The sequence below is a fragment of the Kitasatospora sp. NPDC093550 genome, assembly GCF_044764985.1.
Classification (GTDB): domain Bacteria; phylum Actinomycetota; class Actinomycetes; order Streptomycetales; family Streptomycetaceae; genus Kitasatospora.
In genome coordinates, this window is sequence record NZ_JBIWJF010000003.1 from 336,288 (window position 1) to 357,448 (window position 21,161).

Sequence of the window (21,161 nt, forward strand, 5' to 3'; positions counted from 1 at the left end):
CCACCGTCAGCCCGGCTCCCCGACGGCCGCCCTCCCGGGCTCCCCCACCACCCCCGACTGATCGATCCCGGCCGGCCCGGGGTGCCCCCGCAGCACCCCGGGCCGGTCCGCGTCCGTGAACCCCCCGCCCGCGACCGTGCCCGTGCCCCCGACTGCGCCCGCAGCCGCGCCGCGCAGCCAGAGCGGCAGCACCGCCACCGGGTGCCGCGCGGCGATCTCAGGCATCACGCCCCGCCGCCTCCCGGTCCGCCGCCAGCGAGTTCTCCAGACTCGCCAGCAACTGCCGGAACCTTTCGGCGTCCTGTTCCGTCATCCGCCCCTCGGGCGCCGCCCCCGGCCGCTCGGCCGCTCTCTCGTCCATGCGCCCGACGCTAGGCGGTGACGATCAATGGCCGATAAACGCCCCTGGAGCCGACTGCCGCTGACATGTTCCGCACATCCGGGGTTGGTGGTTCAATGCGTCAGGTTAGGAAGGTTTCCTAACGAGGAAACAAGACCTGAGCACGCCCCCTCCCACCGAGAGGACGACTTCCCCATGGGTCGTAGCACCGTCAGGACACTGGTCGCCGGAGCGGCACTCTCCGCCCTCCTGCTGCCGCTCGCCTCCGCACCGGCCGGCGCCACCGCGTCCGCCGTCGCCGCCCCGGCCGCCGAGCGCCCGCGCCAGGCCGCCTTCCAGCACCCGGGCGTGCTGGTCGGCGCACAGCAACTCGCCTTCGCCAAGGGCAAGGTGGCCGCCGGGGCCGAGCCGTGGAAGTCCGCGTTCGCCGACCTGCGGGCGAGCAGGTACGCCTCCCCGGACTGGAAGCCGAAGCCGCGCGCGACCGTGGAGTGCGGCTCCGGCTCGAACCCGAACAACGGCTGTTCCGACGAGCGCGACGACTCGATGGCCGCGTACACCCAGGCCCTGCAGTGGGTGCTCACCGGGGACCGCCGGCACGCCGACAAGGCGATCCAGATCATGGACGCCTGGTCGGCCGTCATCAAGGAGCACACCAACAGCAACGCCCCGCTGCAGACCGGCTGGGCGGGCAACAACTGGGCCCGTGCCGCCGAACTGATCCGGCACACCGGCGCCACCTGGCCCACCGCCTCGGTGAACCGCTTCGCCACCATGCTGCGCACCGTCTACGTGCCACAGCTCACCCCCGGCAGCCCGCGCAAGAACGGCAACTGGGAGCTGATCCAGACCGACGCCCTGATGGGCATCGCGGTCTTCCTGGACGACCGCGGCCTCTTCGACCAGGCCGTCGACCTGTGGCGCAAGCGCCTGCCCGCGTACGTCTACCTCTCCTCCGACGGCAAGCTGCCCGTCCCGCCGCCGCGCGCCGGGATCGAGGGCCGGTCGGCGCTGGTCACGTACTGGAACGGCCAGTCCACCTTCGTGGACGGGCTGGCGCAGGAGACCTGCCGGGACTTCGGCCACACCGGCTGGGGCCTCGAAGCCGCCGCGCAGACCGCCGAGACCGCCCGGCTGCAGGGCCTCGACCTGTGGGCCGAGGGGCGCCAACGGCTGGTCAAGGCACTGGAGTTCCACGCCGCGTACGAGAACGGCGCGAAGGCCCCGGGCTGGCTGTGCGGCGGCGCGGTGCAGACCGGCCTCGGCCCCGCCGTGCAGCTCGCGTACAACGAGTACCACCTGCGCGAGGGGATCGCGATGCCGCAGACCCAGGAGTACGTGGCCGCGCACAGCCCGTTCGGGGCGAACTACTTCATCGGCTGGGAGACGCTGACCCACACCGACGCACCCTGACGCCGCGCCCCCGCGTCGGGGTCCGGGGGGCCGGCGTGGGGGCCGGCGGGGGCCGGAAGTGCGGGGCCTGGCCGCCCGTCCGCGGTCGCTACCGGACGAGCGCCGCGTCCAGCAGCAGGCGGGCGGCCTCCTTGGCGTCGGCGGCGGCCGTCGGGTCGCCGTGGACGGCGGCCGTGGTGATGGCCCCCTCGGCGAGCAGGGCCAGGTGGGCGGCGGTGGCGGGCGGGGCTCCGGCGGCCTCGGTCAGGGCCGCCAGGTAGGCGCCGAACTCCTCCTTGTGGTGCCGCGCGGCGGCCGCGACGACCGGCGTGGTGGCACCGAGTTCGCCGAAGGAGTTGACGAACGCGCAACCCCGGAAGCCGGGTTCGGCGAACCACAGGCCGAGCCAGTCGAAGACCGCGAGCAGCTGGTCCCGGGGCGAGCCGCCGACCCGGGAGACGTGCACGGCCAGGCTCGCCCGCCAGCGGCCGTCGCGGCGCAGCAGGTACGCCTCGACCAGGTCGGTCTTGGACGGGAAGTGCTGGTAGAGGCGGCGCATCGTCATGCCGGAGGCGGTCCGGACGGCGTCCATGCCGACCGCCTGGATGCCCTGCCCGTAGAACAGCTCCTCGGCCGCGTCGAGGATGCGGGCCCGTGGGTCTTCGTGCTCCATCTGCCGTGCCCTTTGCGCGAGAACGATGATTCTCCTATCGTAGCCACTGACGTGAGAACGATCGTTCTCACCAGCGGAATGCCCGTTCTCAAGGAGTTCACGCATGCCCGAACAGCACGACGGACCGCAGCACGACGGATCCCGCCACGACGGACCGCGGCAGGACGCACCGCGCCCGCCGCTGCCCCCGTTCACCGAGGAGACCGCGCGGCAGAAGGTCCGGGCCGCCGAGGACGCCTGGAACACCCGCGACCCGCAGCGCGTCGCCCTCGCCTACACACCCGACAGCCGCTGGCGCAACCGCGCCGAGTTCCTCACCGGCCGCGACCCGATCGCCGGGTTCCTCACCCGCAAGTGGCAGCGCGAGCGGGAGTACCGGCTGATCAAGGAGCTCTGGGCGTACGACGGCGACCGGATCGCGGTCCGCTTCGCCTACGAGTGGCAGGACGACGCCGGCCACTGGCACCGCTCCTACGGCAACGAGAACTGGGAGTTCGCCCCGGACGGCCTGATGGCCCGGCGGCACGCCTCCATCAACGACCTGCCGATCACCGACGGGGAACGCCTGTTCCACTGGCCGCTCGGCCGCCGCCCCGACGACCACCCGGGCCTGAGCGACCTCGGCCTCTGACGGACCCGGCCTCCAGCGCACTCGGGCTCCCCCGGGGACCGCTGACGCGGCGTCGGAGGATTCCGCCCGGCACTGTTCCACTCCTGTGACACCGCGCGCACCGGTCATTGACCTGGCACTGGGAGTCTTCCTTCGGCACAACGAACAGCACCCGAGGGGGACCTGGAAATGTCCGTGCGCAACAGATTCGGCACCGCCGCCGCGATCGCCCTGATGACCACCGTCGGCGCGGTCCTGCTCTCCGCCTGCGGTCCCGAGCCGACCGCCTCCGGTCCCTCCGCGGCCCCGACCGGCGCCGCCCCCACCTCGGCGGCGCCGGGCACGGCCGCGCCCGGCGCCCCGTCCCACTCCGGCAGCGCCGCACCGGGCGGCAAGGAGGTCAACGGCACCTCCGCCGCCAACCACCTCACCATCAGCACCGGCACCCAGACCGTCGCGATGAACGGCACCACCGTCGACTTCGGCACCGTCGTCCGCGACCTCGCGTGGTCCCCGGACGGCAAGCGGGCCGCCTTCGTCAACGGCAACGGCGACCTGGTGCTCGCCAACCCGGACGGCACCGGGAAGGTCACGCTGGCCAAGAACCCCGGCGGGGAGACCTGGTCCCACCCCACCTGGCTGCGCGCCACGCTGGAGCCGGGCGACACCTCCGGCGCCGCGGGGCTCGAACGCTTCAACACCATCGTCTTCGCCTCCGCCAAGGGCGGTGTGCTGAAGCTGGAGCAGGTGCCCACCAAGACCCCGGGCGCCACCCCCGAGGTGCTCACCCCGCACAGCTCCGAGGGCGGCGACGACAACCTGCCGCAGCCGCCGCAGACCGGCAACGCCTGGCCCAACGCGGGCGGCCACCGCGCCGCGATCGCGTACGCCAACACCCCGGCGAACGAGGTGTACATCTACGACGACTACATCCGGCCCAACGCCCGGGACATGGGCAAGGGCTCCCAGCCGGCGCTGTCCCCCGACGGCGAGCACCTCGTCTTCGTCCGCTCGGTGAACGGGCACGACCACCTGTTCACCCGATCCACCCAGTTCGACCAGAAGGCCGAGAAGGACCTCACCCCGTCGGCCACCACCGACTACACCGAGCCCGTCTGGTCCCCCGACGGCAAGACCGTCGCGGCCCGCACCCCGGACGGCGTCAGCACCCTGCCCGCCGACGGCTCGGCCGCGCCGACCCAGGTCTCCACGATCAAGGGCCTGCCCGCCTACCGGCCGTAAGCCACACCCGGGCGGGCCCAGGCCTCAGCGTTCCCGGCCGGCGGCCTCAGCGCCCCGGCCGGGCTTCGCCAACTCGGCGCGCAGCTCGGCCAGGTGCTCGTCGGCGGAGCCGTGCGGCAGGAACTCGACCAGGTCGAGGAAGCGGAACAGCACCCGGCTCTCGGTGACGGCGTACTCGTAGTCGGCGAACCCGACCACCGCACCCAGGCCACCGCGCGCCGCCCCGCGGACCGCGGCCGACGTCAGGTCGTCGGCCGCGTCCCCGGCGGTCGCCCGCCGCCGGGCGTTCGGGCGCGCCAGGTACGGGCAGACCATCGACGCGTAGAGCATGCAGCCGCGGTGTCCTGGGCCCTCCATGGTCGGCGCGAGGTTGCGGTACGGCCGCCCGTCCGCGAGCGCGCCGGCGATCGCGGCACTCTCGGCCGGCCCCACGACCCGCCACACCGGCCCGCGTTCCATGAACCCGCCGCACACCGAACAGCGGCGCTCCAGCGCGCAGTCGGCGCTGCGCCCGGGGTCGGTCAGCGCGAACTGCGGCTCGCCCCCGTGCCACGGCGTGATCGCCGGCACCGGGTACCCCCGCCCGTCCCGGGGGCGCGCCCCCACACCGTCCGGCATCGGCACCTGTTCGAATCGCACGCCCCTATCGATACCAGCAGCGCGGGCCCCCGGTCGACCCCGGGTGCGAGCCGGCCCTCGACCCCGTCCGCCCGGGCGCGTCAGGCCGGGGCGCGTCAGGCCGGGCGGCCGTCCTCGGGGGCCTCCTGGGCCAGCATCACCTTCCGCAGCAGGTCGGACAGCGTGCGCCGCTCCTCCTCGGACAGCACTCCCAGCAGCCGGCGCTCCTCCCGCCCGACCACGTCCAGGGCCTCCTGCCAGGCGGCGCGCCCGGCGTCCGTGAGCACGATGTCGACCTTGCGGCGGTCCTCCGTCGAGGGCGTGCGCACCACGAAGCCCCGCCGTTCGAGGGCCTCCAGGCGGCCGGTGATCGACGCCGGGGCGAGGTTGAGATCGGCCCGGAGGTCGGAGGGGGCGGCGTGGCCGCCGCGGCCGGCGAGCTCGTGGAGGGTGTCGAACTCGTGCTTCTGCAGGCCGTAGTCGGCGACGCCCTGTTCTCGGACCCGGCGGAAGTGCCGGGTGAGCTTGGACATCCGGGTGACGGCGGCCTCGATGTCCGGGTCGAGATCGGGCAGCACCGGCCGCCAGCGCTCGACGTGGCCGTCCGTCCAGTCGCGGGGCGGGGTGCGGTGCTGGTGGGGGTGCTCGGCCATGGGAGGAGTCTACAAACCCCAAAGCTACGTCACCAAAATATTCGTTGCCAAAATTTCGTCACCGAAATACAGTGCGGCGCGTGACCAGACTTCCGTGGACCCGACACCCGGGGACCAGACACCCGTCCGCCCAGCACCCCTTGCGCCTGCCGAGCTTCCGCCTGCTCTTCCTCGGCCGGACGATCTCCACCCTCGGCGACGCCGTCGTCCCCGCCGCCCTCGCCATCGCCATCACCCGGGCCACCGGCTCCTCCGGCGCACTCGCCCTGGTGCTGGGCTGCGCGATGGTGCCGCGGCTGCTCCTGCTGCCCTTCGGCGGGGTGGCCGGGGACCGGTTCGATCCGCGCGTCGTCGCGCTCGCCACCGACCTGGTGCGGGCCGTCGCCCAGCTGTTCGTCGGCCTGGAGCTGCTCGGCGGGCGTCCGGACCTGGGGCACATCGCGCTCGCCTCGGCCGTCGGCGGCACCGCCTCCGCCTTCGCCATGCCCACCTCCTCGCCGCTGGTCGCGGCGACCGTCCGGGGCGAGCTGCGGCTCCGGGCGAACTCCCTGCTCGGCACCGCGACCGGGGCCGCCCGCCTCGGCGGCCCGGCGCTCGCCGGGGTCCTGGTGTACACCGCCGGCGCCGGCTGGGCCTTCCTGCTGGACGCCGCCTCCTTCCTGGTCAGCGCCGCGCTGCTCGCCCGGCTCACCGTCGACCGCGCCGACGCGGAGGCGACCGCGGCCGAACCGCGCTCGCTGCGCCGGGACCTCGCGGAGGGCTGGAGCGAGGTGCGCTCCCGGGACTGGTACTGGACCAGCCTGATCGCCCACGGCGTGTGGAACGGCGCGAGCGCCGTGCTGCTCACCCTCGGCCCGCTGATCGCCGCGACCCGGCTCGGCGGCGACGGTGTCTGGGTGGCGCTCACCCAGGCCGGGGCGGTGGGCCTGCTGGCCGGCTCGCTGATCGCCGGGCGGCTGCGCCCCCGCCGTCCGGTCCTGGCCGGCAACCTCGCGCTGGCGCTGTTCGGGCTGCCGCTGCTCGCGCTCGCCGTCCCGGCCCCGGCGGCCCTCGCGGTGGCCGCGCAGACGGTGGCGATGGCCGGGCTGGGCTTCCTCAACCCGGTCTGGGAGACGGTGGTCCAGCAGGACTTCCCAGCCGGGACGCTGGCCCGGGTCACCTCGTACGACTGGCTGCTCTCGCTGGGCGCCGCCCCGCTCGGGTACGTGCTGGCGCCGCTGGCCGCCGACGCCTGGGGCAGCCGGGTGCCGCTGCTGACGGCGGCGGCGCTGGTGACGCTGGTCTGCGCGGGCACGGCGGCGGTGCCCGGGGTCCGGCGGCACGGCACCCGGCGGCCGGACGTACGGCCCCTGCCCGAGACCGGGATCGAGACCGCGACCGCGACCGCGACCGGGACCGCGACCGGGACCGAGGCTCAGACTCCGGCCCAGGCCCAGGCCCAGGCTCCGGCTCCGGCTCCGGCTCCGACAGGGGTCACGCCCTGACCGGCGGGGGTCAGCTCCAGATGCCGGTGATGTCGCTCGCGGAGGCGGCGTTGCCCGCGTGGCCGGTGGTGCCGGCCAGGTCCTCCACCGTGCGCAGCACGTTGTAGTGGTTGTAGGTGGTCGAGGAGCTGCTGCCCGGCGTGACGTGGGCGCCGTAGACCACGGTCGGGATCCGGTTGCCGGACAGGCTGTTGTCCTCGTCGAAGGTGACGATCAGCAGGCTGTTGTGGGTCTGCGCCCAGGTGGCGTAGGCGCCGAGGTTGTTCTTGATCCAGGTGTCGCCGGTGCTGACCGAGCAGTCGTGCATGTCGCTGCAGAGGTTCGGCACCACGAAGGAGACGTTCGGCAGGGTGCTGTAGTCGGTCGGGAACTGCGCGAAGGTCTTGGCGGAGCTCAGCGGGACGTTGCCGAAGCCGAACCAGGGGTTGTGCTTCTGGGCGTACTTGCCGCTGCTGCACGTGGTGCTGCCCTGGCTGGGCAGGGACTCGTTGTAGCTGGCCCAGGTCTTGCCGACGGCGATCACCTCGGAGGCCAGGTTGGCGCTCTGGAAGCCGCCGACCTTCACGCAGCTGTCGTCGACGCGGCCCTGGGTGGAACCGGAGAACAGCGCGTAGTAGTTCGGCTCGCTCGGGTGGGTGATGCCGAACGACTGCGTGAGGTTGGCGCCGCCCGCCTTCAGGGAGTTGAGGTACGGGGCGCTGCTGCTGCCGATGACCTGGGTGTAGGCGTGGTTCTCCATCACCACGACGATGACGTGGTCGGGCGTGGGCAGGGCGGCCGCCGACGCGGTGGTGGCGGTCGCCGCCCACAGGCCGGCCGAGGCCGCGACCAGGGCGACGGCGGAGCCGATCGCGGTGGCGGTGCGGCGGGAGCGGGGGCTCTTGGGCTTCGTGGACGTTGTCATGACGAGTCCTTGGGTGAGGAGCGGCCCGACGAGCCGCTGGGCTGAGGGAGTCGGCAGCGCCCGTGGCCGCCGCGGCCGGTGACGGGGTCTCGGGTGAGGGGTGTCGGTGACGGGATGCCGGCAGACGGCCGGTGCGGGGCAGCGGGCACGCGGGGAGCGCCCAACAGTATGAGGTGCAACCGTCAACGCGGGGAGACGACAGCAGGTGAAACCTCGGCCCCGGAGCGGGAAACGAACGGTGCGTCCACCCGGGTGGTGCCCACAACGGTCCGTGCGGGCGAACCGGTTCACTTTGCCTTCGACGGCGCGGCCGGTGATAGTGATCTTCGAACGGCGCGGCCCGACGCCGCGTCACTTGACGAGAGAGCCGAGGAACATGGCGAAGACCAGCCTTCTGCGTCCCCTCGCGGTGGCCGCCGCCGGTGCCGTCCTGGTGGCGACGGGTGCCGCGCACGCCGCGGCCGCCGATCGGGGCACCGCCGACGCGCCCGCCTCCGACCTGGCCGGCGTGCAGGCCGCTCTGCAGGCCACCACCGCGGCCGGCGCGCCGGGCGCCTTCGCGGTGATCCGCGACCACGGTGACCGGGAGGGCACCCGCTCGGTCGCGGTCGGCAAGGCCAACCTGGACGGGACCCCGATGAACTCCTCGTGGAGGTTCCGGGTCGGCAGCAACAGCAAGATGTTCGCCGCCGTTCTCGTGATGCAGCTGGCGGAGCAGGGCCGGATCGACCTCGACAAGCCGCTGCGCGACTACCTCCCGGCCGGCACCCTGCCCGAGGGCTGGACCATGACGGGCCGCCAGGTGCTGGAGCACCGGGCCGGGATCTACGACCACACCAACGACCTGCTGGAGCAGGCCGGCGAGGAGACCACCAGCGCGTTCGAGGCGCGCATCCGCACCACCGTGTACGACCCGCGCGACCTGGTGGCGATGTCGGTCAAGCACGGCGTGCAGTACACCCCCGGCAGCCGCTACTCGTACTCCAACACCGACTTCGTGCTGCTGGGCCTCGCGGTCGAGAACCTGACCGGCCGGCCGTACGCCGAGGTGCTGAACGAGCGGATCATCGAGCCGCTCGACCTGCGCAAGACCTCCTTCGTGGTGCCGGACCAGAAGATCCGGGGCGCCCACGTCACCGGCTACCTGACCAACGACGACCGCAGCAAGCCGCTGCTGGACTCCACCGAGCAGAACGGCTCCTGGGTGTGGAGCGCCGGGGCCGTCATCTCCGACGCCGAGGACCTCGACACCTTCCTCACCGCGCTGATGGCCGGCAGCGAGGGCGGGCTGGTCTCGGACGACTCGCTGAAGCAGATGACCGCCGCCCTGCCCACGCCCACCGCGAAGGTCGCCTACGGTCTGGGCCTCCGCCGCATCTCGCTGACCTGCGGGGACGTGTACGGGCACGGCGGCATCGTGCAGGGCTTCCAGACCCAGTCCTTCGCGACCCCGGACGGGCGGCGCAGCGTGGTGCTCTTCGCCAACGCCTCCAACAACGGCGCGGTGACGCAGGGGCTGATGAACACGCTGGAGCCGGCCTTCTGCGGGAAGAAGCCCGCGGTCGCGCCGCGGTCGGCCTTCGCCCCGGGTGCGCACGCTCCGAGCGCCTCGGTGGAGCAGGTGCCGGTGGCGGACCTGCCCGTGGTGGAGGACACCCGGATCTGACCCGCCGGTCCCCCGGTCCCGGTCCCGGCGCCCGCTCACCCGTCGTGGGGAGAGCGGGCGCCGCCGTCAGTGCCCCGGCGGGCCGGGCCGGGGGCCGTCGGCGCTCAGGTCGGTGAGCGCCTCGGTGAGCAGTTCGCGGGCCTCCTCGGCGCGGCCCTGCTCGATCAGCGCGGTGCCGAGCTCGGTCAGCGTCTTGGTCATGCTGTCCGGCCGGCCGACCGCCTCGAAGTGCACCAGGGCCTGCCGGTAGGCCTTCTCCGCGGCCGGCCAGTGCTTCAACGCCGCGCGGTCCAGGCCCAGTTCGTGCGCGGTCATGGCCGCTATCAGGTTCATCAGCGGCGAGGACCAGCGCTCCACCAGCTCCAGGGCGCCGGCCAGTGCCCGGCGACGGGTGTCCGCCGCCTCCTCGGCCCGGCCGGACTCCCGCAGGCAGTTGGCGGCGCCGCGCAGGGTGACCAGCCGGCCGATCTGCGCGGAGCGGCTGTTCACCTCGGCGAAGGCCTCCGCAGCCCGCTGGAAGGACTCGGTCGCCTCGGGATGCCGCTGCAGTCGGCGCAGCCCGGAGGCGAGGTAGGTGAGCGCCCAGCCCTGCTGCTCGCGGTCGCCCAGCTCCTGCGCCAACTCCAGTCCCTCGGAGGCCAGTTCGATGCCGCGTTGGTAGCGGTGCAGACAGGTGACGTACGTCCAGGCCAGGTAGTTGAGGTGCACCGCCTCGGCCAGCCGGTCGCCGATCGCGCGGGCCGCGTCCACCGAGAGCTGGAACACCTCCGCCCAGAGCCCCCAGCTCAACAGCCGGTCGGAGAACCAGTGCATGGCCTCGGCGGTGTCGATCACCTCGCGGTGGCGGCCGGCCCGCTGCGCCTGGTGCAACGCGGCCAGCCACTCCGGGTGCTCGTACTCCAGCCAGCGCGCCGCCTCGGTGAGGTGCGCGGCTGCGGACCCGGCCGGCTCGACGCCGTCCTTGGCGTGCTCGGGGTCGAACCGCAGTCCGTAGGCGGTGGCCCGGTCGAGGATCCAGCGCCCGGCCCGGGTGCGGGCCCCCGCCAGCTCCTCGGGCGTCTCGTCGAGGTCCAGCCGCTCGGCCGCGTAGAGCCGCACCAGATCGTGCAGGCGGTAGCGGTCCGAGGTGGCCGACTGCACCAGCCCGGCGTCGACCAGCTGTTCCAGCACCAGCTCGGTCCTGGCGGCCGACCGGCCCGCGTAGGCGCCGGCGATCATTGCCGTGAAGTCCGCGCCGGCGGTCAACGCGCAGCGGCGGAGCACGAGTTGGGACTCGGCGGGCAGCCGCCGGTAGGACAGCTCGAAAGCCGGGCGGACGGCCAGGTCGCCGGTCTCCAGCAGGTCCAGCCGGTTCTCCTCGGCGGCCAGCTGGCGCACCAGGTGGGCCACCGGCTGCTGCGGCCGGGCGACCAGCCGCTGTCCGGCGATCCGCAGCGCGAGCGGCAGGTAGCCGCAGAGCGCGGCCAGTTCTGCGGTGGCGTCGGGCGCGGCCTCGATCCGCTCGCGGCCGGCGATCCGGGCCAGCAGGCCGGCCGCCTCGGCCGGGGAGAGCACGTCCAGGCTCAGCCGGTGCACCGACTCCAGGCCGGGCAGCGCGTTGCGGCTGGTCACCAGGGTCACGGCCGGTCCGGCGCCCGGCAGCAGCGGGCGCACCTGGCTCTCGTCGGCGGCATCGTCCAGCACCAGGACCAGCCGCCGCTCGCGCACCAGGGCCCGGTAGAGACCGGCGCGCTCCTCCGTCCCGGCGGGCACCGCGCCGTCCTGGACGCCGAGGGCGCGCAGCACCTGGCCCAGCGCGTCGCGGGCGGACAGCGGCTGGGCGGACATCCCGCCGAGGTCGAGGGAGAGCTGGCCGTCCGGGAAGCACTCGGTCAGGCGGTGCGCGGCGTGCAGGGCGAAGGCGGTCTTGCCGAGGCCCGGCTGACCGCTGACCAGCACCACACGGGGGTGGGCGGGCCGCTCCTCGGAGGCGAGGCCGAGCAGCGCTGCGAGGGCGCTCTCCCGGGCGGTGAAGTCGGCGATGTCCCGCGGCAGGGCGAGGGCGCTCGGGCCCCCGGCGCGCGGCGGCGCGGCGGCGGACGCCGCTGCGGCCACCGGTACTCCCGCGGACGGCGGCGCCACGGGGAGTGGACCCCGGGGCGCGGCCTGGGCCGCCACCCGCGCCGAGCCCGGGCGGACACCGCGCGGCCGCCCGGACTGCGCGGCCCGGTCCAGCGCCTCCGACCGCTCCCCGTCCAGGCCCAGGGCGACGGCCAGGGCCCGTACGGTGCGGCGCTGCGGCCCGCGGGTGCGGCCGCGCTCCATGTCCCCGAGGGCGCGCAGGCTGACCCCGGCGGCCGCGGCCAGCTCCTCCTGGGTCAGCCCGGCCGCCACCCGGTGCGAGGACAGCAGCCGACTGAACTCGCCCGTATCCGTGCCCGCATCCGCTCCTGCGTCGCTGTCCGTGCCCGCGTGCGTCCTCGCCCCGCCGCCAGTCGTCATGTCCCGCCCCCACTCCGTCGGCCGCTCACCCGGCTCCGCCCGCGCGGCCTCGTCCGCCCCGTCCCGCCCATGTCCGCACTTCTGCCTGGGTTCGCCCGGCGAGAGTGCCAGGCAGAAGTATGCCCTGTCGGCGGAAATGCCCCGTACCCGATCGTTCGCTGACGTCCGACCCGCCCCGAGCCGGGCGCCCGACGCCGGAGGATTTCACCGTCCGGGGATGGTTCCACCCGCCAGAACTGCCGGTAGTTCCGCCTGTGGTTCCCGCACTCCGGGGACGGCGCGCGCCGCCGGGCCGGGGAGCAGGCCGGATTCCGCGGCTGCCGCCGGGAGCGGCGGCGCCGGGGCCGGCCGGCGCACGGCCGACTCAGCGGCTTCCCGCCGTCAGCGCCTCGGCACGGCGCCGGGCCTCGGCCGCCTCCGCGCTGCGGCCCAGCTCGTGCAACAGGTCCGCGAGCAGGCGGTGCGAGCGGGCCTCCAGGGCCGGATCGCCGACCGTACGGCCCAGGACCACGGCGAGCCGGGCCGAGGAGAGCGCGGCGTCCCGGCGGCCGAGGGCGTGCAGGGCGCCGGCGCGGCCGAGCGTGGCGAGCACGGCCTCGGCGCCGCCGCCGCGCTCGGTGGCGACCCGGACGGCCTCCTCGGCGTGGGCGAGGGCCGGGCCCGGGTCGCCGGCCAGGACCAGGGCGTCGGCGAGCTCGGTGAGCGAGCTCACCAGCAGGTGTTCGGTGGCCGGGGTGCGGGCGGCGGCCACCAGGTCGGTGAGCAGGGGCAGCGCCCGGTCGGGGCGACCGGCCCGCAGCAGCGCGGCAGCCACCCGGCTCCGGCAGTGGTGGCGCAGCGCCGCGTCGCCGGCCCGGTCGGCCGCGGCGACGGCCCGGTCCAGCTGCTCGGCGGCGGTGCGGTGGGCGGCGCGGGCGACGTGCAGCACGGCGAGGTCGGTGCCGAGCCGGGCGACGGCCGCCTCGTCCCCGTCCGCGTGCGCGGCGCGCAGCCCGGCCTCGACGACGGCCCGCCAGTGCGTGCGGTCGTGGCCGGTGGCCTGGTACAGCTGGGCGATGCGGTGGGCGAGCCTCCAGGAGCCGGCCGTCCGCCCGTACTGCTCGGCGGAGACCACGACGGCCCGCAGCGCGCTCTCCTCGCGTCGGAACCAGGCCGCCGCCCGCACGCCGCCGCTGCCGGCCGCGCCCGCGGCGGTGCACCCGGCCGTCCATCCGGCGGTGGCGTCCAGGTAGTGGGCGATCAGCCGGTCGAGGGCGACGAACCGTTCGTCGCAGGTGAGTTCGGCGCCCTGGCGGGCGGCGTATCGGCCCACCAGCGCGCGCCGGGCGTAGTGGCCGGGCTTCGCTTCCTCCACCAGGTGGACGGTGTCCAGCTCGGCCAGCAGGGAGCGGGTGGCGGCGGGCGGGAGGTCGGCGAGGGCGGCGGCGGTGTCGGTGTCGATCACCGCGCCCGGGTGCAGGCCGAGCAGGGTGAACAGCCGCGCTGCGGCGGGCCGCAGGGTCCGGTAGGTCCGGTCCAGGGCGGTGGTGAGGCCGACCGGGCCGCGCCCGGTGCCGGTGCCGCCGCCGGAGAGCGCGGCCAGCCCGGTCTCCTCGTCGGCGAGTTCGCGGACCAGGTCGGCGACGGACCAGTCGGGCCGGGCGGCCAGCCGGGCGGCGGCCAGGCGCAGCGCGAGCGGCAGGCGGTCGCAGCGCTCGGCGAGGTCCTCGACGGCGTCCGGGTCCTCGGCGGTCCGGTCCGGTCCGAGGGAGCGGGTGAGCAGTGCGGCGGCGTCCTCGGGGGTGAGCGGGTCCAGCGGCAGCGGTACGGCGCCCACCCGGACCAGCAGGTGGCGCTGGCGGCTGCGGCTGGTCACGACGGCGACGGGGGCGCACGCACCCGCGGTGTCCGCGCGCGGCGGGTCGGGCAGCAGGGGGGCGAGCTGTTCGTACGAGGCGGCGTCGTCCAGCACGACCACCGCCCGCCGGCCGGCGACCAGGTCGCGGTAGCGGCGGGAACGGTCCTCGGTCGAGGCCGGGAGGTCGTCCGGGGCGACGCCGAGGGCGACGAGGAACTCGCCCAGGACGTCCCCGGCCGCGCGCGGCCCGTCCGGGCCGAAGCCGCGCAGGTCGGCGTGCAGCACACCGTCCGGGAAGTGCCCGGCGCCGCGCAGCGCCGCCCAGTGCCGGACCAGCGCGGTCTTGCCGACGCCGGCCGGGCCGGTCACCAGGACCGGGCGGCCGGAGCGGGCGGCGGCCAGCGCCGCGTCCAGCCGGGCGAGTTCGGCGCTCCGGCCGACGAAGCGGCGGTCGGGCGGGGCGGCCGGGGCGTCGAACCGCTCAGCGGCGCGCCGCGGTCCGGGCCCGGGCGGGCCGACGAGCCGGGCCGGCGCGCGCTCGTGGCGCTCCCGCGCCTCCGCGCTCCGCCCGGCCTGCTCCAGGCAGCGGACCAGCAGGCCGGCCAGTGTCTGCCGGGAGGGGTGGGCGTCGGCCGCCGCCGCCAGTTCGGTGACCGGCTCGCCGCCGCGGCCCGCTCGCAGCAGCCCCTCGGCCAGCCGTTCCAGGGCGCGCAGCCGCAGGTCGGTGAGGTGAGGCTGCGTCCGTTCGCGCAGCAGGGCGGACCCGCAGTCGGTGAGCGCGGGGCCGCGCCACAGGTCCAGCGCGGCGCGCAGCAGCGGCAGCGCGGGGTCCTCGTGCGCCGTGCCGTCCGGGGCCGTCCCGGCCGGGGCGGGCGGGCCGGGCAGCAGCACTCCCGCGTCCTCGCAGAGCCGGGTGAAGCGCAGGGCGTCGACCCGGTCGGGCTCGCCGACCAGCACGTACCCGGCTCCCCGGGTGTCCAGGACCAGCCCCGGCCCGTCCAGCAGCTGACGCAGCGCGGCGACGTGCCCCTGCAGCGCGGCCCGCGCGGTGGGCGGCGCCGCGCCGTCCCAGACCAGGTCGATCAGCTCCCCGGTGGCCACCGTCTGGTTCAGCCGCACGGCGAGCGCGCTCAGCAGCGCCCGCCGCTTGGGGGCCGAGGGCGTCACCGCCGTCCCGTCCTCCCGCCGCACGACCACCGGCCCGAGCAGATCGATGTGCACGCTTCCCTCTCTTCCCCCAGCCGTCAGCTCCCGTCCGAGCATAGGCCTGACCTGCCCGTTCATCCGGGCGGTCGCCCCGCCCGGGGCCCGCGCACCGCGCCGCCGCAGCCGCAGCCGTCCGGATTCCGAAGGGTTCTACACGAATGATCCCTCGATCCCACGGACTCCCGGCCCGACGCCGGTACGGGCGGCGAGAAACCTCGGCGGCCGGTGCAACCCGCACCCACCCCGTGTGCGTACAGGGGGCAGGACCGACAACCTGGCGCGGACCGGACAGGTCCGCGGACTACACTGCTCCACCCCGGGTCCCACCTGGGGTTTGGTGCGAACGGAATGGGGTACGTGGTGCGGATTCGGCTGCTCGGCCCGGTGGAATTGCGGGTCGGGTCGGACGGCTTCGCCACCCCGGCGGGGGCGCAGCGGCGGGCGATCCTGGCGCTGCTGGCGCTGGAGCTCGGGCGCGTGGTCACCGTCGACCGGCTCTGCGAGGCCCTGTGGGGCGAGCGCTCGCCGGCCAGTGCGCGGGCGGCGGTCCAGGGGCACGTGGCCGCGCTGCGCAAGCTGCTCGCCGGCACGCCGTTCGAGCTGCACACCCGGTCCCCGGGCTACCTGCTCGCCGGGCCCGCCGACGAGGTCGACGCACTGCGCTTCGAGACGCTGACCGTCCGGGCCGCCGGGCACGCCGAGCGCGCCGAGGACGCCGAGGACGCCGAGGCCATCGCCCTGCTGGAGGAGGCCCAGCGGCTGTGGCGCGGCGAGGCCCTCGCCGACCTGCCCGACACCCCGCTGCGGACCGCCGTGGTGGACCGGCTGCAGCAGTCGCGCACCGCCGCCCTGCTCGACTGGGCCTCGCTGCGGCTGCGCCAGGGCACCGGCGCGGCGGCGGTGGCCGCACTGGAGCAGGAGGTCCGGACGGACGGGCTGCGCGAGGAGCTGGTGGCGCTGCTGATGCGCTGCCTGCGCCAGGCCGGCCGACCCGCGGACGCGCTGACCGCCTACCACCGGGCCCTGCGACGGCTGGACGGCGAGCTGGGCATCCGGCCCGGTCCGGCCCTGCAGACGGCGCTCGCCGAGGTGCTGGCCGACGAGCCACCGGAACCCTCCCCCGCCGTGCCGCCCGCGCCCGGGCCCGCCGTCCACGCCCCCGACCAACTCCCCCGCCGACTCGTGGACTTCACCGGCCGACAGGCCGAGCTCGACCGGCTCGACCAGGCCTGCGCACCCGACCGCGGCACGGACGGGCCGGTCCTGGTGGTCGGCCCCGCCGGGGTCGGCAAGAGCGCGCTGGTCACCGCCTGGGCGCACCGCGCCGCCCACCGCTTCCCCGACGGCCGCTTGTACGCCGACCTGCGCGGCCTGGCCCAGGACGGCCAGGCCCGGCCCGAGGCCGTCCTCGCCGACTTCCTGCACGCACTCGGCGTCCCGGCCGACGCCGTCCCCGTCGGCCGCGCCGCACGCGCCGCGCTGTTCCGCGAACGCACCCGGGGCCGGCGGCTGCTGGTGGTCCTCGACGACGCCGCCGGCCCGGACCAGGTCGGCGACCTGCTGCCCGAGGGGCCCGACTGCGCCGCGGTCGTCACCAGCCGGGCCTCCCTGGAGGACCTGATCGCCCTCGACGGCGCCGTGCTGCTGCGCCTGGCCGCGCCGTCCGAGGAGGACGCCCTGCTGCTCCTGGAACGCGCCCTGACACCCGAGCGGGTGCGCGCCGACCGGGAAGCCGCCGGCCGGGTCGTGCGGCTCTGCGACCGGCTGCCGCTCGCCCTGCGGATCGCGGCCGCCCGGCTGACCGCCCAGCCCGACTGGACGGTCACCGAGCTGGCCGACGAACTCGCCGACGAGCGCACCCGGCTGGCCGTCCTGGACGCCGGCGGCCCCCTCGGTATCGAGGCGCAACTCCTCCTGACGCATCGCCAACTCTCCTCCACGGCGTCCGAACTGTTCACCGCCCTGGCCGTCCACCCCGGCGCGGAGTTCGACCTCACCGCGAGTGCCGCCCTGCTCGCGACCGACACCGCCACCGCCCACGCGGCACTCGGCGAACTCGCCGCCCACCACCTGCTCACCGGCACCGCCCCCGGCCGCTACCGCCACACCGGCCTGGTCCGCCTGTTCGGCGCCGGGCTGCTCGCCGAACTGCCCGAAGCCGCCCGGCGACTGTTCCGGGAGCGACTGGCGGACTACTACCTCGCCGCCCTCCAGCACTGCGGGTTCTACCTGGACCCCTGCCAGGAGGACTCCGACTCCCCCGCCCATCCGCCGCACACCCTCCCCGCCGTGGGTGACATCCGCGCCGCCCTCGACTGGTTCCGCGCCGAGGAGCCCGCCGTCCGGGCGCTGGTCGAAGCCGTCACCACCACCGATCCCGAGCGCGCCTGGCGGATCGCCCTGACCACCGGGTCCCTCTACTACGGCGCCAGCCTCTTCAGCCACTGGCTGGACCGCGCCACCGCGGGCCTGGCGGCGGCCGAACGCTGCGGCGACCCGGGCGCGATCGCGCTGCTGCTCAACTGCCGGGCCCAGGCCCTGATCGCGCTCGAACGGCGACGCGAGGCGGCCGACGCCGCGCGGAAGGCGGTCGGCTTCACCGACACCGTGGACGGCCCCCTGGCCACCTCCGCCCGCATCCGGGCGCTCGCCACACTCGCTCTGGCCACCGCGATGCTCGGCGACACCACCGAGGCCCAACGGCTGGCGGCCTCCGCCACCTCACTCGCCGTGGCCTCCGGCAACCGCCGACGGCTCGTCGACGCCAAGATCCACCAGGGCGCGGTCGGCCTGGCATCCGGCGACCCGGACGCCGCGCGGCGCCACTCGCGCGAGGCCTCCGACCTGCTGCCGCCCACCCCGGTGACCCAGGTCCACCTCTGGGCGCTGCTCACCGAAGCGCAGTCCCTCCCGCTGACCGTCCGCGAGGGGGCCGCCGACCTCATCTGGCACCGGCTGCTCGCCGCCTGCGAGGAGGCCGGGCTGCTCTACGGGCACGCGCTCGCCGAACAGTCCTACGCCGCCTACCTGGTGGCCCGCGGCCGCGCCCCGGAGGTGAGCGGCCGGCTGCGCTCGGCACTCGACCGCTTCCGCCGCCACGAGCAACTCGCCGGCTACCGAAGCGAGTTCGCCACCAGCCTGGAGCAGTCGCTCAACCTCCGCTCTCCGGAATGGTCACCGGGGCGCTAGCCGGGCCGCTCACCGGAGCCTAACCGGGCCGCTCACCGGACCGTGACGGCACCGTTCTCCGCCCCCGCCCGGCGCTCGGGCTGCGCTGACCGGCGCTCGGCAGGCGCGTAGCCGTGCTCCGCCGCCAGCACCGGGCGCATCGCCCGGATCGCGTAGAAGTTGCGGGACTTGACCGTCCCCGGCGGCACCCCCAGCCGTGCCGAGGCCTCCAGCACCGACCGGTCCTTCAGGTGCAGCTCGACCAGCACCTCGCGGTGGTGCTTCTGGACCCGCCGCAGCGCCAGCGCGATGTCACGGGCGACCACGACCTGCTCGTACGGGTCGTCGTGCTGCGGGCGGTCCTCCACCGACTCTCCGATCACCTCCTTGGCACGGGCGGCGGCCATCCGGTAGTGGTCGATCGCGATCCGCCGGGCCACGGTGAACAGCCACGGCCGGCTCTGCTCGGCCCCGGCGCTCAGCGCCTCCGGGTTCTGCCAGGCGCGCAGCAGGGTCTCCTGCAGGATGTCCTCGGCCTTGCCGCGGTCCCCGCCGGTGGCGCGCAGCAGCGCGCGCAGCAGGTAGCCGCCGTGCAGGCGGTGGATCTCGGCGAGCGTGTCCGGGTCGAGGGTCGGACGGGCCCGGTCGGCAGGGGCGGTGGCGGGCGCCGCCGGGTCGGTGACCGGACCGGCCGGGGGGGTGACGGCCCCCACCGCGTCCGACGGCTCCCCGGAGGGCCGGGTGACGGACGTGGACGGGGCGACGGACGGATTCGACACGCGCTACCTCTCAGATCGGGCAAGGGGGCACGGCACGGGCAGGCGCCGCTCGGCGCCTGCCGGACATCCCCGGCGGCGGCTACGACCATCACACTGCCGGAGCCCGCCAAGTCCTCACCAACGATCCGCCAACGCCATCCGTCAGCTCCCGACCGGCCACCGGGCCAGCCACCGGACGGTGCGTCAGGATGCTGTGACGCCCGGCCGGCCCGACCGCAACCCGGCGCCCCTCAGCGGAGGTTGAGCTCCCGCAACAACTCCTGCACACCGTCCTCGCCGCGGTGCTCGATCAGCGTCGCGACCCAGGTCACCACCCGTTCCCGCTCCACCGGCGACCACCCCGGCGACGACGGGTGCTCGTCCACCACCATCGCCGAGGCCACCCCCCACAGCCCCCGCGGCGCCGACCCCGGACTCCAGCGGCCGTCCGCTACCGCCCGCAGTGCCAGGCGCCGCGCCACCGCGATCACCTCCTCCGCAGACGCCTCCGGCACCGCCAGCCCGGTCGGCCCCGGCACGCTCGGCGCCCCCGCCCGCACCAGCGCCGCGACGAACGCCCGCACCTCCGGCCCGTCCACGCCCATCCCCTGCTCGTCCCCCGCCGTCCCCATCACGGGACTCACACTCCTTCGACCTCGGTGGCACTCGGCGGGCGCCGAGTGCCACCGCATGACGGTACCCATCGGCATCCGGTCGGGTGCGGCAATTTCGCGCGTACGACGAGGGGAGGCAGCAGCGCTCCGCCCCGCTCAACGGTCCTCCGGCGAAGAACGGTTCAGGTGAACCGGAACGAAGGCTTCGAGCGTTGGGACAGCTGTACGGAGCGGCCGGACGCACCCGCCGCGCACCACGGACCGGAAGGACAGACGGTGGCTCTCTCCGACGGCACCACCGGCACCGCGCCCGGCAGCACGGGCACCCGCACCCAGGCCGCCCCCGACTACTCGCCGACGACCTGGCCCGCCCCCGTCGCCCTGCGGCCGAGGCAACCGCTCGACCCGCTCGGCACCGTCCTGATCCCCGCCCCCGAACGGCAGTTGTACGCCCGCGGCCCGGTCGGCAGCCCACCCTCGGCGCCGACGCCCACCCCACCACCGGCGCCGACCCGGCCCCCGGCAGCGGCACCCCGTCCACCCGTCGAAGCACCCCGCCCACCGGCCGATCCGCCGCGCAGCCGCCTCCTCGCCCTCGGCGGCCAAGCCCGACGCCGACACCTCGTCGACCGCATCCGCGTCCCGCTGCGCGCCTGCCACCGGATCACCGTCCTGGGCGGCCCCACCGCAGGGGGCATCGCCGCCGTCCTCGGAGCCCTGCTCGCCGAACACCGCGCTGACACGGTCCTCGTCCTCGTCCCCGGCGGTCCGACCACCTCCAAACGGCACCCCGCCAGCCGGCTCGTCCTCCACGCCGCGCCACCGGACCCCGTGGCCCTCCCCGCCACCCTCGCCGAACTCAGCGGCCACTACCCCGTGATCCTCACCGACACCACCACCTCCCCCGTCGACCTGCGACCGGCCGCCGTCACCCACGCCGACCAACTCGTCATCTGCGAACCCGCCTCGGCCACCGGCGCCCGGAACGCCGGCGCCCTCCTCGACCACCTCACCGCCCTCGGCCGCCACGACCTGGTCCACGGCGCCGCCACCGTGTTCACCCCCGCCCCACCCACCCACCGCGCCATCGCCGAACGCGACCTCCTCACCCACTTCCGCACCCGCTGCCGCGGCGCCCTCCTCCTCCCACCCCACACCCGCACCACCCCGCTCCGCCCCCGCAGCCGCCGCGCCTACCTCGAACTCGCCGCGCTCATCGGCGACACCATGTCCACCCGCCACCACTGACCCGAAGGCGCATCCGCCCGACCCCGGGCACCCCAGGGCGATGCGAGCACGCCGGGCGAGCGAGACGACCGCGCCCGCCGGCCCGACACCCCGCGACTCGCGTGCCTCCCCCGCTCCCGGTCGCGGGCGCGAGGGCTGCCTCCACCCCGCTCAGCGGCCCGCCGCACGGTCAGGCATGTCGCACGGGAGCGCCCACCCTCGCCCGTCCGAGCCGACGCCGCGGGCCCCTCACCGGCCCTCCACCCCGCACGCTGACCCTCACCGGCC

General features: G+C 75.6%; 17 protein-coding genes. 7 read left to right on the forward strand and 10 right to left on the reverse strand.

Annotated features, from left to right (window positions below; all coding sequences use genetic code 11):
- Positions 1-6: 6 nt before the first annotated feature.
- Both ACIRD3_RS06950 and ACIRD3_RS06955 read right to left on the reverse strand, forming a co-directional pair.
- On the reverse strand, positions 7-225 hold the full coding sequence (locus ACIRD3_RS06950) for a hypothetical protein (RefSeq protein ID WP_402212717.1): 219 nt from the start codon (positions 223-225) through the stop codon (positions 7-9).
- On the reverse strand, positions 218-361 hold the full coding sequence (locus ACIRD3_RS06955; protein ID WP_402212718.1) for a hypothetical protein: 144 nt from the start codon (positions 359-361) through the stop codon (positions 218-220). Before ACIRD3_RS06955 ends, ACIRD3_RS06950 begins: the two co-directional genes overlap by 8 nt.
- Before the next feature lie 174 nt (positions 362-535).
- Between ACIRD3_RS06955 and ACIRD3_RS06960 the strand changes: the two genes are divergently transcribed.
- Positions 536-1,753 (forward strand): alginate lyase family protein, encoded by a 1,218-nt coding sequence (locus ACIRD3_RS06960; RefSeq protein WP_402212720.1) that lies wholly within the window; start codon positions 536-538, stop codon positions 1,751-1,753.
- An 88-nt stretch (positions 1,754-1,841) separates the two neighbouring features.
- Here the strand turns inward: ACIRD3_RS06960 and ACIRD3_RS06965 are convergent, their stop codons facing one another.
- Entirely contained in the window at positions 1,842-2,405 is a 564-nt protein-coding gene (locus ACIRD3_RS06965) for a TetR/AcrR family transcriptional regulator (protein WP_402212722.1), read from the reverse strand.
- Between the two features lie 103 nt (positions 2,406-2,508).
- Here ACIRD3_RS06965 and ACIRD3_RS06970 point away from each other — a divergent pair, with 103 nt between their 5' ends.
- Together ACIRD3_RS06970 and ACIRD3_RS06975 are read left to right on the forward strand one after the other, a co-directional pair.
- Positions 2,509-3,036 (forward strand): DUF1348 family protein, encoded by a 528-nt coding sequence (locus ACIRD3_RS06970; RefSeq protein ID WP_402212724.1) that lies wholly within the window; start codon positions 2,509-2,511, stop codon positions 3,034-3,036.
- A gap of 168 nt (positions 3,037-3,204) precedes the next feature.
- Complete coding sequence (locus tag ACIRD3_RS06975; RefSeq protein WP_402212725.1) at positions 3,205-4,257, forward strand: hypothetical protein; 1,053 nt, start codon at positions 3,205-3,207, stop codon at positions 4,255-4,257.
- Positions 4,258-4,281: 24 nt separating this feature from the next.
- Here the strand turns inward: ACIRD3_RS06975 and ACIRD3_RS06980 are convergent, their stop codons facing one another.
- Both ACIRD3_RS06980 and ACIRD3_RS06985 read right to left on the reverse strand, forming a co-directional pair.
- The gene (locus ACIRD3_RS06980) at positions 4,282-4,896 is read right to left on the reverse strand and encodes a hypothetical protein (RefSeq protein ID WP_402212727.1); all 615 of its coding nucleotides are present in this window, start codon (positions 4,894-4,896) and stop codon (positions 4,282-4,284) included.
- Positions 4,897-4,991: 95 nt separating this feature from the next.
- The gene (locus ACIRD3_RS06985) at positions 4,992-5,528 is read right to left on the reverse strand and encodes a MarR family winged helix-turn-helix transcriptional regulator (protein ID WP_402212729.1); all 537 of its coding nucleotides are present in this window, start codon (positions 5,526-5,528) and stop codon (positions 4,992-4,994) included.
- Positions 5,529-5,608: 80 nt separating this feature from the next.
- Here ACIRD3_RS06985 and ACIRD3_RS06990 point away from each other — a divergent pair, with 80 nt between their 5' ends.
- Entirely contained in the window at positions 5,609-7,012 is a 1,404-nt protein-coding gene (locus ACIRD3_RS06990; RefSeq protein WP_402212731.1) for an MFS transporter, read from the forward strand.
- A gap of 10 nt (positions 7,013-7,022) precedes the next feature.
- Here the strand turns inward: ACIRD3_RS06990 and ACIRD3_RS06995 are convergent, their stop codons facing one another.
- The gene (locus ACIRD3_RS06995; RefSeq protein WP_402212733.1) at positions 7,023-7,916 is read right to left on the reverse strand and encodes an alkaline phosphatase family protein; all 894 of its coding nucleotides are present in this window, start codon (positions 7,914-7,916) and stop codon (positions 7,023-7,025) included.
- Between the two features lie 376 nt (positions 7,917-8,292).
- Here ACIRD3_RS06995 and ACIRD3_RS07000 point away from each other — a divergent pair, with 376 nt between their 5' ends.
- Positions 8,293-9,582 carry a serine hydrolase domain-containing protein gene (locus ACIRD3_RS07000; RefSeq protein ID WP_402212734.1) on the forward strand — a complete coding sequence of 430 codons (1,290 nt, stop codon included), beginning with the start codon at positions 8,293-8,295 and terminating at the stop codon, positions 9,580-9,582.
- Between the two features lie 66 nt (positions 9,583-9,648).
- Here ACIRD3_RS07000 and ACIRD3_RS07005 read toward each other — a convergent pair whose 3' ends face one another.
- Positions 9,649-12,063: an ATP-binding protein gene (locus tag ACIRD3_RS07005; RefSeq protein WP_402212736.1), complete on the reverse strand. Its 2,415-nt coding sequence runs from the start codon at positions 12,061-12,063 to the stop codon at positions 9,649-9,651.
- Between the two features lie 364 nt (positions 12,064-12,427).
- Positions 12,428-15,121 carry a BTAD domain-containing putative transcriptional regulator gene (locus ACIRD3_RS07010; protein WP_402212737.1) on the reverse strand — a complete coding sequence of 898 codons (2,694 nt, stop codon included), beginning with the start codon at positions 15,119-15,121 and terminating at the stop codon, positions 12,428-12,430.
- A gap of 342 nt (positions 15,122-15,463) precedes the next feature.
- Here ACIRD3_RS07010 and ACIRD3_RS07015 point away from each other — a divergent pair, with 342 nt between their 5' ends.
- Entirely contained in the window at positions 15,464-18,295 is a 2,832-nt protein-coding gene (locus ACIRD3_RS07015; RefSeq protein WP_402212739.1) for a BTAD domain-containing putative transcriptional regulator, read from the forward strand.
- 32 nt (positions 18,296-18,327) lie between these two features.
- Here ACIRD3_RS07015 and ACIRD3_RS07020 read toward each other — a convergent pair whose 3' ends face one another.
- Together ACIRD3_RS07020 and ACIRD3_RS07025 are read right to left on the reverse strand one after the other, a co-directional pair.
- Positions 18,328-19,053: a sigma-70 family RNA polymerase sigma factor gene (locus ACIRD3_RS07020; protein ID WP_402212741.1), complete on the reverse strand. Its 726-nt coding sequence runs from the start codon at positions 19,051-19,053 to the stop codon at positions 18,328-18,330.
- Positions 19,054-19,283: 230 nt separating this feature from the next.
- Complete coding sequence (locus ACIRD3_RS07025; RefSeq protein WP_402212743.1) at positions 19,284-19,676, reverse strand: hypothetical protein; 393 nt, start codon at positions 19,674-19,676, stop codon at positions 19,284-19,286.
- A gap of 246 nt (positions 19,677-19,922) precedes the next feature.
- Here ACIRD3_RS07025 and ACIRD3_RS07030 point away from each other — a divergent pair, with 246 nt between their 5' ends.
- Entirely contained in the window at positions 19,923-20,894 is a 972-nt protein-coding gene (locus ACIRD3_RS07030) for a hypothetical protein (protein WP_402212745.1), read from the forward strand.
- Positions 20,895-21,161 lie beyond the last annotated feature (267 nt).